Here is a 14,145-nt window from a genome sequence, read left to right on the forward strand (position 1 = left end):
GGGGACAGGCGCGTGGCAAGGGGTGGGCATGGCGAATCCGTACGAGGAACTCGAAGCGACGATCGACGGGATAGTCACCAACATATTCGTGACCCCGGTGGGGCCCGAGCTCGTCGGCACCATGCTCGGGGAGGCGTTCGAGAAAGCGAACGGGGCATTCGACTACCGCGGTGACTACGAACCCAACGAAGTGACGATCACCGAACCGTTCGAGGTGATGTCACACGAGGACATCGCGGGCATGGTCGGGTCGTTGGCCATCGGTCCCATTGCGACTTCGTCGAAGAACTGGAACGACCTCTCGGCCGCCGCCGGCTCCGGATCCGACGGCTTCCGAACGGGAATCGAGGCGGCCATGGCGTCGGGCTGGTCCGGGCCGATGTCCGACGCCGTGCGCGGCGGCGTAGGCGATTACGTCTCGTCGGCGTCCGCGCTGGCCACGTCGATGAGCCTGATCGGGAACAAGCTGCTCGAAGCACACGCGGGATTCGAGCAGACCAAGTCGAGAATGCCGCCGGTGGTCGCGTCCGAGGCCAGCACCCTGATCGGTTCCCTGCTCCCCGTTCCGTTCGCTACCAAAACGGCGACGGCAGTGCAGGAGGAGCAGCAGAACGAAGCGCGTCGCATCATGCGATCGGTGTACGTACCGGGCGTGGTGCTGTCGGACACCAACGTTCCGGTGCTGCCGACGGCGCACAATCCCGTCGACGGCGGAGGCGGTGGTTCCACCGGCGGCTGGGCAGGCGGTTTCCCGCCGGGCAGTTTCCCGGCCGCCAGTGGGAGCGGCGGTGCGACGTCCGGTGGGGGCGCAGGCTCGGCAGGAGCCGTCGATCCCGCAGCGCAGTCGGCTGCGCAGCAGACCGATGCCGGCACCGCGACGCCTGGACAATCGGGCCCCGGGCAACCGGGTTCGAGTCCATCCGGACCGCTGCCGCCTGCAGATCGGTCCGGGGAAACCCGGGCCGCCGCAGCCGGTGGCCCCGGAAATGCTCCCGGGGGACTCGGAAGCAACGTGGGAGGCGGCGGATCCTCGGGGACAGGCTCCCCGGGCTCCGGCTACGGCGGCTCGGGCTACAGCGGCTCCAACTACGGCGGCTCGGGCTACAACGGATCCGGTGGCGGTGTGGGCTCCGGTGCAGGTTACGGCGGCTCTGTTCTCGGGTCGCCGATCGGTTCCAGCGGTTCCAGTGGCGGCCCGGGCGGCGCGAGTGCGGCGGCGGCCGGTCGAGCAGGGGCTCACGGTATGCCCGGAGTGGGCGGTATGGGCGCGGCGGGAGGTCGTGGCACCGGAGACAACGACGGAGAACACACCACCCCCGGCTATTTGATCGACGTGGGCAACGGCAGCGAACTGATCGGTGACCTGCCACTCGTCGCACCCCCTGTGCTCGGCGGCTGACGGTGACGCAGTGGACCGTGCGCGGCATGGATTTCGCGATGCTCTGCAGTCGTTTCGGACGGGATCGGCTGCCCTACCCTCTGGCCGTCACCGTCGACGTCGATACCGAGGGTCAGCTCCGACAGCTGCGGCGCGAAGCGTCGGCGAGGATCGACGCGCTGGTGGACGAGCGGCTCGAGGCAGCCATCGGAGTGGTGATCGACCCCGCTGTGCGCATCGAATGCCGAGGCGACACCCACGATCTCGGGCAGAGCCCGGTGCGCGTTCATGCAGCGGTGACCCATGATTTCGCGGTTGTCCTCACCCAACGCCCCGGGCCGGACTGTTCGGTCACGATCGACACGGTGACCCCGGCATCTGCCCCCGTACGGATCGCCGAGTCCGTGCCGACCGTGCAGGCCGGACGCCGTGCGGCCGCCACCCTCGAACATCCCTGCACTGCAACCACATCGAGCGGAGCAATCCTGTCCACGGCCACTCGACACGCGACTGCGGACGAGAAATTCGAGGCGTTCTTCGCCCGACCGCGATCGGCAGTCGGCGAGGTGATCGTCGCGCGCGGCGCCACCTACGACCACCGCCGCGATACCGATGCCGTCTCGTTCTTCTGGATGGACTTCGACGGGGACGGCCGCTACCTCGTTCGTTCCCACGCGTCGATCGACTTCGTGCCCGCCGATTCCACCCGATTCGTCGCCGAAATCGGGCGACAGTTGGAGTCGGCCTTACGCCGATGACACAGCCCACCCCTTGACACCGTATCGATTTTCGATAGGTTATCGATATTCGTTGTTATCGACTATCGATATGGAGGCGGCGGGATGGCATACGGACTGGGTTCCATGAGGACCAACAAGTGGGCGATGGTGTTCTACGGAGCACTGGCCGTGGGCTGGACCGGCTGGAAGATGTGGAAATACCACTCCTCGGACTACGTCCTTGCCACGGTCGAACCCGAGTGGAACACCCCGCCGGTGGAGTTGTTCGGAGGCCAGTTGCAACCGGGGAACTCGGTCGAGCTGAGCGTCCCGAAAGCCGAAATCGTACGACTGCTGGGCTTCATCGACGTGATGCGCTACGGATCCCTCGCCGTCGGACTGGTGATCATCCTGGTGGGCCTGCTGTTCTTCTACCGCTTCTGCGATCGCGTCATCGCCGGGAATCCCTTCACCAACGCCGCACGCACCGACGTCGTAGTGATCGGCGCGTGCATTCTCGCCTACCCCATCATCACTGGGTTCATGAACATGCTGGGCACCAACAGCGTCGTCGGTGCGCTCGAGCTGAGCGGGACCGTGGACACCGCTCGACCGGCCACCGGTCTCTGGATCGCAATTTTCGTGTCCACGTTCCTGCAATTCGTCTACGCCACCATCGCCCAGGGCTCCAAGCTCGCTCGTGATGCCGATGGTCTGGTCTGATGGCCGAGGAGTTGGTCGACCATCTCGTCGTGTGTCATCTCGGCGAGATCCTCGAAGCCCGCGGCATGACGCTCGCCGAACTGTCGCGTCTGGCGGGGGTCAGCGTCGTGAATCTGTCGGTACTCAAGAACGACCGCGCCAAGGCCATCCGATTTTCCACCCTGACCGCGGTGTGCCGGGTGCTCGGCTGCACCCCTGGCGACCTGTTCACCCTCCGCCAGATCTGACCGACAGGCCTTCGCGGTCACATCAGTCGGACAAATCGACCAAGTACATTGGATGACGGTAACCAGCACTTCGAGAGAGAGTCCACCACATTGTCTGCTCCGGCCGGTCAACCGTTGTCCAAGGGTCAGAACGGCCCCCTCACCGTCGGCGACGTCGTCGTGTCCATCGCCCTTGCGGTGCCGGCCGACCTGTCTGCACTTCTGGTCACCGACGCCGGAAAGGTGCGCACGGACGCCGATTTCGTGTTCTTCAATCAGCCGACCGGCCCCGGCGTCCGCCTCGAACCCGGGCAGGGCGGGCCGGCTCGGCTCGCCGTCTCGCTCGGCGCCGTTCCGTCCGACATCGAGCAGATCCGTGCGGTCATCACCCTCGACGACGCGTCGAGCAACTTCGGCCGATCGGCGCCCCCGGTCGCGCGAGTCAGCGACACCGCGGGAAATGTGTTGTACGAGTACACGATCGAGGGCCTCAGCTCCGAGTCCATCGTCATCGCTCTGGAGATCTACCGCCGCCAGGGGAGCTGGAAAGTGCGCGCCGTGGGGCAGGGATACGCGGGTGGTTTCGCTGCGTTGGTGACCGATCACGGTGTCTCCGTGGACGACGCGCCGGCTCCGGAAGTCAGTCTGACCAAGTCCAAGCCCGTCAGTCTGTCCAAGGGTCAGAAGGTCACGCTGCGCAAGGACGGCGGCGTGGCCCTGACGGTGATTCGCATGGGCCTCGGCTGGGATCCGGTGACGACACCGAAGAAGGGTGGACTGTTCGGCGGCGGAGGCCGTGCGGCGAACATCGACTTGGACGCATCGGCGATCATGCTGGCAGATCGCAACGTCAACGATGTCGTCTACTACGGCCAGCTCAACGCCAAGGACGGGTCGATCACCCATAAGGGAGACAACCTGACCGGTGAGGGCGAGGGCGACGACGAGGTCATCGTCGTCGATCTGACGCGGGTACCCCAGCACGTCACCGGCATCGTCTTCACGGTCACCTCGTACCGCGGCCAGACGTTCGAGCAGGTCGCCAATGCGTTCTGCCGGCTGGTCGACAACACCACCAACACCGAACTCGCCCGCTTCACCCTGCAGGGCGGCATGCCGTTCACCGGATTGGTGATGGCGAAGGTCTACCGCCAGGGCAGTGAATGGAAGCTACAGGCCATCGGCGACGGCATCCAGGCCAAGCACGCCGGTGAAGCCGTCAAGCAGCTCGGCCGCTATATGTGACCGCACGCCGACCGGTTCGATCTGCAGCGCCGTCGAGTACGCCACCGAGCGGGTCGACGGCGCTGCCGTTTCGAATGAGATCCTCCGACGGCCGGTAGATCTGCCGAACGATCAACGCGCACAAGCCGATCACTGCGATATCGCGCACGACCACGGTGGCGGTGAACCACTGTTCGGGCAGACCCTTGTTGTCCACGCCCAGGTAGTAGTACATCCGGGGGAACCAGACGAACGCGTCGATTGCCATCCACGCCAACAGGATTCGACGATGCGGTAGAGCCAGCACCGCGAGAGGGACCAGCCACAGCGAGTACTGGGGACTCCACACCTTGTTGGTCAGCAGGAACCCGGCCACCACCAGGAACACCAACTGGGCCAGCCTCGGCCGGGTCGGAGCCGTCGTACCGATGTAGGCGATCAGCGCACACAAGACGGCGAAGAGCATCAGCGTGACTGCGTTGAGAACCATCGGCTTGTCCCCCGGATAGAGGGGGCCGTCGAAGCCCGTCCATCCGGTGAAGGAAGTGACGACGTTGTACAGCGAATCGGGGTCGGCTCCGCGCTCGGAGTTGAGCCGGAAGAACTCGTACCACCCCGTCGGATACAGCAGGGCCAGTGGAAGATTGACCGCAAGCCAGGCCCCGAGGGCAGCCACTGCGGTCAGCCCCCACTCGCGCATGCGGCCGGCCCGCCAGCACAACACCAGCAGCGGTCCGAGGAACAACAGAGGATAGAGCTTGGTGGCACCGCCGAGGCCCAGCAGTACACCGGCCAATACGGGCCGCTTCTTGGCCCAGGCCAGCAGACCGGTGAGCGCGAATGCCGTTGCGAGAGCGTCGAAATTGGTGAATCCATGCACGATCACCAGCGGTGAGGCAGCCACCAGGGCAGCGTCCCAGATGCGTCGCCCCGCCGAGATCGCCGTCGCCCACACGGTGACCAGCCACGCGACGGCCAATCCCAGAGCAACGACGTTGAAGTAGACGACCACAGGCAGGGCTTGCGGCAGGAAACTCAGTGAGTTCCATGCCTTTCCGACGACCATCGAGCCGTACTGGTACAGGCCGGCAATGACCGGGTACTCCATGTACCGGATCTGACTCGACCCGTCGGCCTTGGTTTCTTCCCAGGACTTCTTGTACGGAAACGCACCTTGGTCGAGCCGCTCGGCACCGTAGAGCGGCACGGTGTCCGAATAGCACATCGCCACGTACTGGCGACTGCCGCTCCAGTCGAGACCGAGTTCACCGTTCGGACCCACCGGTGCCTGTTGAATGCACGCCGCCTTGGCGAACCAACCGAAGCAGAGAAAGACCACAGCGAGCAACAGGATGACCCGCAGCGCAGTGAACCACCGTTGCCGACCGACCAGAGCGTGCGCGCCCACCGGCCCGCCGATGACCGAGGACAGTTCCTCGGTCATCGGATCGGTACGGCTGGGTGCGTCACGGTCCGTTGCACTCGCCGTGTCCAGGCGACCAGGACTGGCAAGGGCTCTGCCCTTGCGCTCGGGTTCGGTCGTCACCGTTCGGTGCTACTGGCCGGGAGTCGCCGGTTCGGGGGCTGCCGGCTCGGGGGCTGCCGGTGGCTGTGCGGGCTGAGCCGGGGCCAGACCCGGCAGCGGAATGGTGACGCCCGGCAGAATCTCGACCTGACGCGGCGTGATGACCACCGGAGGCGAGATCTCCGTCGGAATCGGCAGAGTCACGGGCGGCGGCGCGGACGGAGCCACCGTCGTGACCGGGGCAGCCGGTGCCGAGTACTGCGGGACACCTGCCTGACCGGCGATGGCCTCGGGCGTCGGGAACGTCTCGTTCGAGGTGCCCTCGAGCGTGCCGTCCATCGTCGCCTTCCAGATGTCCGACGGTATGCCCGATCCGTAGATCGGACCGCCGTAACTGTTCTCGAGCGGCAAGCCCTGCTCGGTACCGACCCACACCGCCGTCGACAGTGACGGGGTGTACCCGACCATCCAGGCGTCCTTGTTCTGCCCGGTATCACCGAGCTGCGCGGTACCGGTCTTCGCCGCCGATTGACGACCACCCGCGAGGTTGTGACCGTTGGAGTACCCGGCGATCGGACGCATCGCCGACGTCACGTTGTCGGCCACCGCCGCCGAGACGACCTGCTGACCGGCCTCGGGTGCACGATCGAGCAACACCGTGCCGTCGGCCGTGACGACCTTCTGCACGAAGTGCGGGGTGTGGTAGACGCCGGAGGCTGCCAGTGTGGCGTAGGCCGAGGCCATATCGATCACCCGCGACTGGTACTGGCCGAGCACGATTCCGTAGTTCGGGCCCGCGTTGTCGGGCTCGGTCAGCGTGGGGCCGACGCCCTCGATCTCCTGCGGGATACCGAGCTTGTGTGCCATGTCCGCGATCGCCTGCGGGCCGTTGTCCATGCCCAGCATCATGCGGTAGAAGCTCGTGTTCAGCGACCGCTTGAGGGCTTCGGCGATGGTGCACGTGCCACAGGATTCGCCCTCGACGTTGCTGATCTGGATGCCGTTGACGTCGAGCGAGGAACTGTCGTACATCTTCGACAGCGGAATGCCTTGGTCCAAGGCAGCGGCGAGGCCGAACACCTTGAACGACGATCCGGTCTGCAACCCGGACTGAGCGAAGTCGAAACCGCGCCCGTCCGCGCCGCCGTAGTACGAGCGGACCGCGCCACTGCGCGGATCGATCGACACCGACGCCGTACGCAGCTCCGACGGCTCACCCTGCAGGTTGTTGTCCACGGCCTCGACCGCGGCGGCCTGCGCCCTCGGATCGATCGTCGTCGTGATCTGCAGACCCTCGGTGTTCAGATCCTGATCACTGACCCCGACAGCCGACAATTCACGCAAAACCTGCGCCTTGATCAGACCGTTGGGACCTGCGTCGGCGGCATCGCCCGAATCGACCTGAGAAATGGGGACCCACTGCGGATACTGCATCGCCGCACGCTGAGTCGCATCGAGCTGGCCCTGCGAGACCATGCCGTCGAGCACGTAGTTCCACCGCGACTGAGCACCGGTGGGGTTGACTTCCGGATCGAGTCCGGACGGTTGCTGGATGGTCGCAGCCAGTACTGCGCCTTCCTCGACCGAGAGCTGATCCACGGATTTGCCGAAGTACGCCGTCGACGCGGCAGCGATGCCATAAGCGCCACGACCGAAATAGATGGTGTTCAGATACGCCGCGAGAATGTCGTCCTTGGACCATTGGCGAGCCATCTTCGACGAGATGACCAGCTCCCGCATCTTGCGCGTCAACGTCCGCTCGGAGCCGACCACCGCATTCTTGACGTACTGCTGGGTGATTGTGGAACCGCCGCCCGCGCTGTCACGTCCGAGAACGTTGTCGCGCAGGGCACGGCCGAAGCCGGTCACCGAGAACCCGGGATTGGAATAGAAGTCGCGATCCTCCGCCGAGAGCACGGCGTTACGCACGTGCTCCGGAATCTGGTCGATCGTGACATCGGTTCGGTTGCCCTCGGGTGGCACCACCTTGCCGAGCACGCTCGACCCGTCGGAGGCGAAGATCGTCGCGACCTGATTGGTCCTGAGGTCACCGGGCCGCGGGACGTCCACCAGCGTGTACGCCACCATGAACAGCAGAATCGGCACTATCAGGCCCAAGGCGACCAACGCATACAACGTGCGTCGAACTACCCGCCACTTGGACTTCTTCTTCGTTTTCGCGGCGGAACCTCTTTCGGGGGGCTCGGGCGGTTCGTTGCCCGAGGAGCTAGCTGATGGATCGTTCGGTTCGTGTGGCGGCGGGACGGATCCCGATCGGGTGACACCTGCCGCGGCGTAGCGACCGTCACCGGGCGGTCGACCCTGCGGTGGCATCGGACGCTGGCCCGGAGGCGGACCCGGGCGTTGGCCGGCGGGAGGCATCGGCGGTCGACCCTGCGGTGGCATCGGACGCTGCCCAGGAGGGGGCCCGGGGCGCTGGCCCGGAGGTGGCATCGGCGGTCGCCCCTGCGGTGGCATCGGACGCTGCCCAGGAGGCGGTCCGGGGCGCTGACCCGGAGGCGGTAGCGGACGTTGGCCCGGAGGCGGTAGCGGACGTTGGCCCGGAGGAGGCACCGGACGTTGGCCCGGTGGGGGTACCGGACGACGTCCGGGCGGATCGGAATGGCGGCTGCCGCGCGGTGGTCCGGGCACGTCGGGGCGCCGTCCGGAGTCGCTACGGCCAGGTTCGTTGTTACCCGGGTTGTTGTCGTAGGGGGAACTCACGTACGAATCTCCAGTAATCTCGGCGGCCGCGTCGAATTCTCGGTGGCTGGGTTCAGCGAAGCGATTGTGTCATTCACTCGCAGTTCGACGGTTCGGTTGACGGGATCCCGATCGTGGGCGACGGGGTTGCTTGGGTGCGGGCACGGCCCCGAGGACGTAGGACTGGACGAGGTGATTCCAGCTGCACGAGCGGCAGACCTCGACCACATGGACCGAAAATTCCTCTTGGGTGGCAGCCAGCCGGCCGAGTTCGTCGGCCGTTCTCGCGGAGCCGGACAGGGGTCCGAGCTTCTCGCCGAACACCCACGACACCAGCGTGAGCTGCTCCTTCCGGCAGATCGGGCACACTACGTCGCTGCCGCGGCCGTGGAACTTGGCGGCACGTAGAAGATAGGGATCTGCGTCGCAGACCGCTGCCACGCCCGTCCTACCGGAGTAGACCTCGGCCAGCAGCGACCGACGCTGAAGGGCGTAGTCCACCACCTGTCGCTGAAGTCGCACGAGAACCAGAGTACGTGCGGCAGTGTCGATGGAGACCTGCGATCCCCGCCTGGACGACGATCGACCCCCATTCCTGGGCCGAGAAACTATGCTCCACCTGTGCCGACGCGACTGTCACCCAGTACGCGAGCGCGTGATGTGGATCGCACCGATACTTGCGCCACGTTGGACGAAGCACTCGCCGATGGCCAGCTGTCCGATTTCGAGCACGCCGCAAGGATCGATCTGGCGAAGGAAGCCGACACGATCGCCGATCTGCACGCCCTCATCGAGGACCTTCAGAACGACACCGATCTGCCGCCGATGGCCGACCCGATCGAGTTCGCGCATCCGATCACGACGGCAAAGGGCTCACGCCTGGGCTTCATGGCCGTCGCGGTCCCTGCCGTTGCCGCACTCGTGGCGCTCACCTTCGGCATTCGCGCGTGCTCGAACACCAATGACCCCGAATCGGGTCTCGGGTCGGCCGGGTACAAGAATCCCGCAGTCGTAGTGGATATCGTCGATGCACTGCAACAGAAGATCGGCACGTCGGTGGTCGACAGACTCGGGTTGTACGAGGACTACGCCGTCATTTCGGCACCTGCACCCGGGGTGCCACAGAAGCAGGTCAGCTACACCTATCGCAACGGCGTGATCGACGACTACGACGACAATTTCTCGAGCACCCGCGACTTCGACGGACCTCAGATCGACCTGGCGACGGTCGACCTGACGAAGGCAGCGGGGATCATCGCCGGTGCCCGCGAGAGCTTGAACATGAGTCGCATCGACAGCTACAACGTGAGCTTCCACGGCAGCGACAACGGTCCGCAAATTTCCGTCTCCGCCGACAACACCGACCAGGAAAGCGGAACTCTCCTGTTCGATCCCGCAGGCAACTTCCTGCGTGTCACGCCGTTTTCGTTCGGCTGATCAGTCCGGAAAGGAAGCCCGCAGGTGGCTCAACGACCCGATTTTCGCGCTCGCGACATAGACCGCGCGCTGACCGCCACCGTTCTGGACTCCGCTTACGCCGACGGCCAGCTCACCTTCGACGAGCACCGCCTACGCAGCGAACGTGCCCGGGTGGCCATCACCCTGCGTGATCTGCGACGACTGGTCTCCGACCTACAAATCGACGTCGACCTTCCGGAACCACCGCCGCGAACATCCGAACCGAAGAACCGGCTACTGCTGGCACTCGGCTCGGTCGTCATCGTGACTGTAGGGCTGGTGGTGTTTCTGTCGACCAGGACCGGCGAAGAACCGGTTCCGACTGCTGCCGTCGTCGCGTCCACGACGACGCGCAGCGTGACCCCCACCGTGCCGATGGACCTGCCGGTCGACGTCACCCCGATAGTCGCTCGCCCGTTCGTTTTCGACACGGCAGCCGGACTCGACGATTTCCGAGAACGCTACGTGGAACGCTTCGGGAGTTCGCAGGTTCTCGAGGTGTTCATTCAGATGGACGGCAACCGTGCCGACGTCTATCGCCCGACGGCAGAGGGCCGACGAGAGCGCGTGTTCGTCTCCGGGGGGTTCGAGGTGTATCACGAAACCGACGCGCCAGACGCACAAGAGGCGCTCTTCGACTGGGCCACAATCGATTCTGCGGTTCTGGCAGGCCTCGTCGCGGGAACGCCCGAGGCCGTCGGGGTTCCGGACGCCGCCGTCGAGTACGTCATGATCACCGATTCCCGCGGCGAGCAGCGCATCTTGATCACCGCACACAACGACGACGATCAGGGTGGCCGCGTCGAAGCGGACTTCGCGGGCAACATCGTCTCGGTAAGCCGATAGACGCCGCGAATCATGTTGCGTGTCAGCTACTTCGGGCTCTCGTGCGTGATGGCGCGGTAACCGGTTGCCCCTGCCCTGTCGACTGCGGCCTTGACGACGCCGAACACCGCACCGTGGACAGCTGCCGCGATCAGCACCTCTCGGACGGAGCGATTCAGATCCTTCGGGTCGGGGGCCGCCGCGTCGTCGTCGCCGACGTGCTTCCACACCTGCTTGAACACCGCGCCGGCCGCCAGCCCGCCGAGCACACTCGTCGCCAACGACATCGGTCTGTAGAACGCCTTCGATACTGCACTCATCGAAACACCTTTCTCGTACGTCGGCGACGAAGAAGAACCGTCACCAACACTGCGGTCACCACGAAGCCCACGGCCCCAGCGGCAGTGCCGGGCCTACTGCGCACCGCATCGGAGGCACGTGTCGCCTGTCGAGAGGCCTCGTTGCCCACTCGAGTGGGGATGTCGGCTTTGGCCGCGAGAGCGGCGACAGTGTCGGCCAGTTCGGAACGCTGTTCCTCGATGCTGGGCGGCTGATCGGAGTTGCCGGGAACACTGTGCGCCGGTGTGTCGGTCATCGGATTCCCTCCTTCACTGCGGTGATGTCGTCGCCGATACGTGCTGCGGTGTCCGCGGGAATCGGCGGCAAGGCCTTCTTGGCCCGTGACGCGCCGACTGCGGCCAGAATGCCCCCGATCGCCAGCACCACGATCGCGACGATCAGCGCTGCGAGCCATGCGGACAACACTGTCGCCAGTCCGAGCACTGCGGTAGCGATCAAGGTGGCGAGCCCGAGGAACAGCAGCAGCGCACCCGCGCCGGAGATTCCGACGCCTACCCCGAGGCGGCTTCCCTTGCTCTTGACTTCGGCGAGTCCGGCGTCGATCTCGGTCCGGACGAGCGTCGAGACCTGAGTCGTCAGTCGCTCGATCAGTTGCACCGTCGACAGGTCCGCCACGTGGGAACCGCGCTCGGACTCGCCGTTCGACAGCGGGGGCGGTTGATCGTATTCGTGCATGATGCGCTCCTTCGATGTAGTGCCGTCCTGTGTCGATACCCGCGAAGGACCCCGAAAAACACGTCCGCGAATGCCGGTTCGCGCGATGTAACCGGCCATTGGTTTGTCACTTCATGTATCGGCGCGATACATTCTCCGATAGTGTGGCTCATCGCATCGCCAGGATGTGATCGTTGGATTCGAGAAGGGGGAGTTGCATGCTCGAGCTCGCAATTCTCGGACTACTTCTCGAATCACCCATGCACGGTTACGAGCTTCGCAAGCGGCTGACCGGCCTGCTCGGAGCATTTCGTGCGTTTTCGTACGGATCGCTGTACCCGGCGCTCCGTCGACTACAAACCGACGGGCTCATCGCCGAGGACGCCGGTCCCGAACTGCTCGTGAAAAGACGAGCAAAACGGGTGTACGTGCTCACCCCCCTCGGCAGGGAACGATTTGCCGAACTGGTGGCCGACACCGGACCGCAGAACTACACCGACGACGGATTCGGCGTACATCTGGCCTTCTTCAGTCGAACCCCGGCAGAAGCTCGGGTCCGCATTCTCGAAGGCAGACGACGCCAGGTCGAGGAGCGCCGAGAAGGCCTCCGCGACGCTGTGGCCAAGGCGAACGGAACACTCGACCGCTACACCCGGCAACTCCACCAGCTCGGTCTCGAATCGAGCGAACGCGAGGTGCGCTGGCTCAACGAAGTCATCGCAGCCGAGCAAGCCGCCCCCAACCCAGCACCGTCCCACACAGCACCAAACAGGACAGTCAAGACAGAAGGAGAACCCGACCATGGGTGAGAACAACAACGCAATCCGCGTGGCCATTGTGGGTGTGGGCAACTGCGCCTCATCCCTGGTCCAGGGTGTCGAGTACTACAAGGACGCAGACGAGAACGCCACCGTTCCCGGCCTGATGCACGTCATGTTCGGCAAGTACCACGTCCGCGACGTCGAGTTCGTTGCCGCGTTCGACGTCGACGCCAAGAAGGTCGGCTTCGACCTCTCCGAGGCCATCTTCTCCAGCGAGAACAACACCATCAAGATCGCCGACGTGCCCCCGAAGGACGTCCACGTCCTGCGCGGACCGACCCTCGACGGCCTCGGAAAGTATTACCGCGAGACCATCACCGAGGCCGACGGCGAAGCAGTCGACGTCGCACAGGCACTGCGTGACGCCAAGGTCGACGTCCTCGTGTCCTACCTCCCCGTCGGATCCGAAGAAGCCGACAAGTTCTACGCACAGGCCGCCATCGACGCAGGCGTCGCCTTCGTCAACGCCCTCCCCGTCTTCATCGCCTCCGACCCCGTCTGGGCCAAGAAGTTCGAGGACGCTGGCGTCCCCATCGTCGGCGACGACATCAAGAGCCAGGTCGGTGCCACCATCACCCACCGTGTCATGGCGAAGCTGTTCGAAGACCGCGGCGTGCAGCTCGACCGCACCATGCAGCTCAACGTCGGCGGCAACATGGACTTCCTCAACATGCTCGAGCGCACCCGCCTCGAGTCGAAGAAGATCTCCAAGACCCAGGCCGTCACGTCGAACCTGCAGAAGGAATTCAACGCCAAGGATGTCCACATCGGACCGTCCGACCACGTCGGCTGGCTCGACGACCGCAAGTGGGCCTACGTCCGCCTCGAAGGCCGCGCCTTCGGTGACGTTCCCCTGAGCCTCGAATACAAGCTCGAGGTCTGGGACTCGCCCAACTCCGCCGGCGTCATCATCGACGCAGTCCGCGCCGCGAAAATCGCCAAGGACCGCGGCATCGGTGGACCGGTCATCCCGGCTTCCGCCTACCTGATGAAAAGCCCGCCGAAGCAGCTGGCCGACGACGTCGCTCGCGAACAACTCGAAGCCTTCATCATCGACGCGTAATTCTGTGCGGCACTGACGCCCGCCGGTCCACTCAACGTGACATTGACCCCCGAAAAGGCCACCAAATGTCACATTGAGTACCGGCGGGCGTTCGTCTATCCCGCCTCGACGATGGCGCGCGGGTCGAATGTCACCCTGATTTCGGTGATTTTGCCGTTCTCGATTCGTTGCCAGTTCGCGGTGGGGGCCGGGGGTGCGATCGACGTGTGCAGCTCGAACCACGTCAGCACGTTCGGGCCATCGACGAAGACGTGCGCGATGTCGATGTCGGTGACGATCTGCGACATTCCCTTCAACCCGGCGACGCATTCTTCGCCGCTGTCGGCGGTGCCCAGTGGACCCCGAAACGTGGCGTCTTCGTGCAGGATCGACGCCAGAGTGTCGAAGTCCTTCGCCTTCCAGGCCTCGAAGTAGGTTGCTGCAATTTGTGCGGGTGTCTGTGTCATGGATTCGAGTCTCGAACCGGCGCAGTCAGAAGTCCAACAG

Annotated in this window: 16 protein-coding genes; 9 read left to right on the plus strand and 7 right to left on the minus strand. The window is 65.0% G+C overall.

Annotated elements, in window-relative coordinates; translation table 11 throughout:
• Positions 1 to 28 precede the first annotated feature (28 nt).
• The 5 genes from CH268_RS02750 to CH268_RS02770 all read left to right on the plus strand — a co-directional run bounded on the left by CH268_RS02750 (position 29) and on the right by CH268_RS02770 (position 4,271).
• On the plus strand, positions 29 to 1,399 hold the full coding sequence (locus tag CH268_RS02750) for a PPE domain-containing protein (protein ID WP_094662406.1): 1,371 nt from the start codon (positions 29 to 31) through the stop codon (positions 1,397 to 1,399).
• A 2-nt stretch (positions 1,400 to 1,401) separates the two neighbouring features.
• Positions 1,402 to 2,136 (plus strand): ESX secretion-associated protein EspG, encoded by a 735-nt coding sequence (locus CH268_RS02755; protein ID WP_094662408.1) that lies wholly within the window; start codon positions 1,402 to 1,404, stop codon positions 2,134 to 2,136.
• Positions 2,137 to 2,241: 105 nt separating this feature from the next.
• Positions 2,242 to 2,820, plus strand: a complete 579-nt coding sequence (locus CH268_RS02760; protein WP_230591619.1) for a hypothetical protein — start codon at positions 2,242 to 2,244, stop codon at positions 2,818 to 2,820.
• Positions 2,820 to 3,047 carry a helix-turn-helix domain-containing protein gene (locus CH268_RS02765; protein ID WP_032367670.1) on the plus strand — a complete coding sequence of 76 codons (228 nt, stop codon included), beginning with the start codon at positions 2,820 to 2,822 and terminating at the stop codon, positions 3,045 to 3,047. Before CH268_RS02760 ends, CH268_RS02765 begins: the two co-directional genes overlap by 1 nt.
• Before the next feature lie 90 nt (positions 3,048 to 3,137).
• Entirely contained in the window at positions 3,138 to 4,271 is a 1,134-nt protein-coding gene (locus tag CH268_RS02770) for a TerD family protein (RefSeq protein WP_255182277.1), read from the plus strand.
• On the opposite strand, the gene CH268_RS02775 is transcribed toward CH268_RS02770, so the two are convergent.
• The 3 genes from CH268_RS02775 to CH268_RS02790 form a co-directional block, all read right to left on the minus strand.
• Positions 4,246 to 5,694 carry a glycosyltransferase family 87 protein gene (locus tag CH268_RS02775; protein WP_094662467.1) on the minus strand — a complete coding sequence of 483 codons (1,449 nt, stop codon included), beginning with the start codon at positions 5,692 to 5,694 and terminating at the stop codon, positions 4,246 to 4,248. The two genes, CH268_RS02770 and CH268_RS02775, sit on opposite strands and share 26 nt — an antisense overlap.
• A gap of 111 nt (positions 5,695 to 5,805) precedes the next feature.
• The gene (locus CH268_RS02780; RefSeq protein WP_255182278.1) at positions 5,806 to 8,157 is read right to left on the minus strand and encodes a transglycosylase domain-containing protein; all 2,352 of its coding nucleotides are present in this window, start codon (positions 8,155 to 8,157) and stop codon (positions 5,806 to 5,808) included.
• Between the two features lie 411 nt (positions 8,158 to 8,568).
• Positions 8,569 to 9,000, minus strand: a complete 432-nt coding sequence (locus CH268_RS02790) for a DUF5318 domain-containing protein (protein WP_027495064.1) — start codon at positions 8,998 to 9,000, stop codon at positions 8,569 to 8,571.
• A 99-nt stretch (positions 9,001 to 9,099) separates the two neighbouring features.
• Here CH268_RS02790 and CH268_RS02795 point away from each other — a divergent pair, with 99 nt between their 5' ends.
• On the plus strand, positions 9,100 to 9,915 hold the full coding sequence (locus tag CH268_RS02795; RefSeq protein ID WP_255182279.1) for a DUF1707 SHOCT-like domain-containing protein: 816 nt from the start codon (positions 9,100 to 9,102) through the stop codon (positions 9,913 to 9,915).
• A gap of 24 nt (positions 9,916 to 9,939) precedes the next feature.
• The gene (locus CH268_RS02800) at positions 9,940 to 10,782 is read left to right on the plus strand and encodes a DUF1707 SHOCT-like domain-containing protein (protein ID WP_094662414.1); all 843 of its coding nucleotides are present in this window, start codon (positions 9,940 to 9,942) and stop codon (positions 10,780 to 10,782) included.
• Positions 10,783 to 10,808: 26 nt separating this feature from the next.
• On the opposite strand, the gene CH268_RS02805 is transcribed toward CH268_RS02800, so the two are convergent.
• From CH268_RS02805 to CH268_RS02815, 3 genes are read right to left on the minus strand one after another with little or no spacing between them, the layout of a single operon-like run.
• Positions 10,809 to 11,081: a DUF4235 domain-containing protein gene (locus CH268_RS02805; RefSeq protein WP_032370038.1), complete on the minus strand. Its 273-nt coding sequence runs from the start codon at positions 11,079 to 11,081 to the stop codon at positions 10,809 to 10,811.
• Positions 11,078 to 11,356: a DUF3618 domain-containing protein gene (locus CH268_RS02810; protein ID WP_032367665.1), complete on the minus strand. Its 279-nt coding sequence runs from the start codon at positions 11,354 to 11,356 to the stop codon at positions 11,078 to 11,080. Before CH268_RS02810 ends, CH268_RS02805 begins: the two co-directional genes overlap by 4 nt.
• Positions 11,353 to 11,796: a phage holin family protein gene (locus CH268_RS02815; protein WP_255182280.1), complete on the minus strand. Its 444-nt coding sequence runs from the start codon at positions 11,794 to 11,796 to the stop codon at positions 11,353 to 11,355. The genes CH268_RS02810 and CH268_RS02815 overlap by 4 nt, the downstream gene beginning before the upstream one ends.
• A 197-nt stretch (positions 11,797 to 11,993) precedes the next feature.
• On the opposite strand from CH268_RS02815, the gene CH268_RS02820 reads away from it, so the two are divergent.
• Together CH268_RS02820 and CH268_RS02825 are read left to right on the plus strand one after the other, a co-directional pair.
• Positions 11,994 to 12,584: a PadR family transcriptional regulator gene (locus CH268_RS02820; protein ID WP_027495058.1), complete on the plus strand. Its 591-nt coding sequence runs from the start codon at positions 11,994 to 11,996 to the stop codon at positions 12,582 to 12,584.
• Positions 12,577 to 13,659: an inositol-3-phosphate synthase gene (locus CH268_RS02825; protein ID WP_027495057.1), complete on the plus strand. Its 1,083-nt coding sequence runs from the start codon at positions 12,577 to 12,579 to the stop codon at positions 13,657 to 13,659. Before CH268_RS02820 ends, CH268_RS02825 begins: the two co-directional genes overlap by 8 nt.
• 95 nt (positions 13,660 to 13,754) lie before the next feature.
• Here the strand turns inward: CH268_RS02825 and CH268_RS02830 are convergent, their stop codons facing one another.
• Positions 13,755 to 14,105 carry a nuclear transport factor 2 family protein gene (locus tag CH268_RS02830; RefSeq protein ID WP_032385218.1) on the minus strand — a complete coding sequence of 117 codons (351 nt, stop codon included), beginning with the start codon at positions 14,103 to 14,105 and terminating at the stop codon, positions 13,755 to 13,757.
• Positions 14,106 to 14,145 lie beyond the last annotated feature (40 nt).

It is taken from the genome of Rhodococcus sp. 06-1460-1B (assembly GCF_002258475.1).
GTDB lineage: Bacteria > Actinomycetota > Actinomycetes > Mycobacteriales > Mycobacteriaceae > Rhodococcoides > Rhodococcoides fascians.

Coding starts and splice junctions, on each gene's coding strand:
- CH268_RS02750 (WP_094662406.1), top strand. CDS start 29: ATGGCGAATCCGTACGAGGAACTCGAAGCGACGATCGACGGGATAGTC.
- CH268_RS02760 (WP_230591619.1), top strand. CDS start 2,242: ATGAGGACCAACAAGTGGGCGATGGTGTTCTACGGAGCACTGGCCGTG.
- CH268_RS02765 (WP_032367670.1), top strand. CDS start 2,820: ATGGCCGAGGAGTTGGTCGACCATCTCGTCGTGTGTCATCTCGGCGAG.
- CH268_RS02775 (WP_094662467.1), bottom strand. CDS start 5,694: ATGACCGAGGAACTGTCCTCGGTCATCGGCGGGCCGGTGGGCGCGCAC.
- CH268_RS02780 (WP_255182278.1), bottom strand. CDS start 8,157: ATGCCTCCCGCCGGCCAACGCCCGGGTCCGCCTCCGGGCCAGCGTCCG.
- CH268_RS02805 (WP_032370038.1), bottom strand. CDS start 11,081: ATGAGTGCAGTATCGAAGGCGTTCTACAGACCGATGTCGTTGGCGACG.
- CH268_RS02810 (WP_032367665.1), bottom strand. CDS start 11,356: ATGACCGACACACCGGCGCACAGTGTTCCCGGCAACTCCGATCAGCCG.
- CH268_RS02815 (WP_255182280.1), bottom strand. CDS start 11,796: ATGCACGAATACGATCAACCGCCCCCGCTGTCGAACGGCGAGTCCGAG.
- CH268_RS02820 (WP_027495058.1), top strand. CDS start 11,994: ATGCTCGAGCTCGCAATTCTCGGACTACTTCTCGAATCACCCATGCAC.
- CH268_RS02825 (WP_027495057.1), top strand. CDS start 12,577: ATGGGTGAGAACAACAACGCAATCCGCGTGGCCATTGTGGGTGTGGGC.
- CH268_RS02830 (WP_032385218.1), bottom strand. CDS start 14,105: ATGACACAGACACCCGCACAAATTGCAGCAACCTACTTCGAGGCCTGG.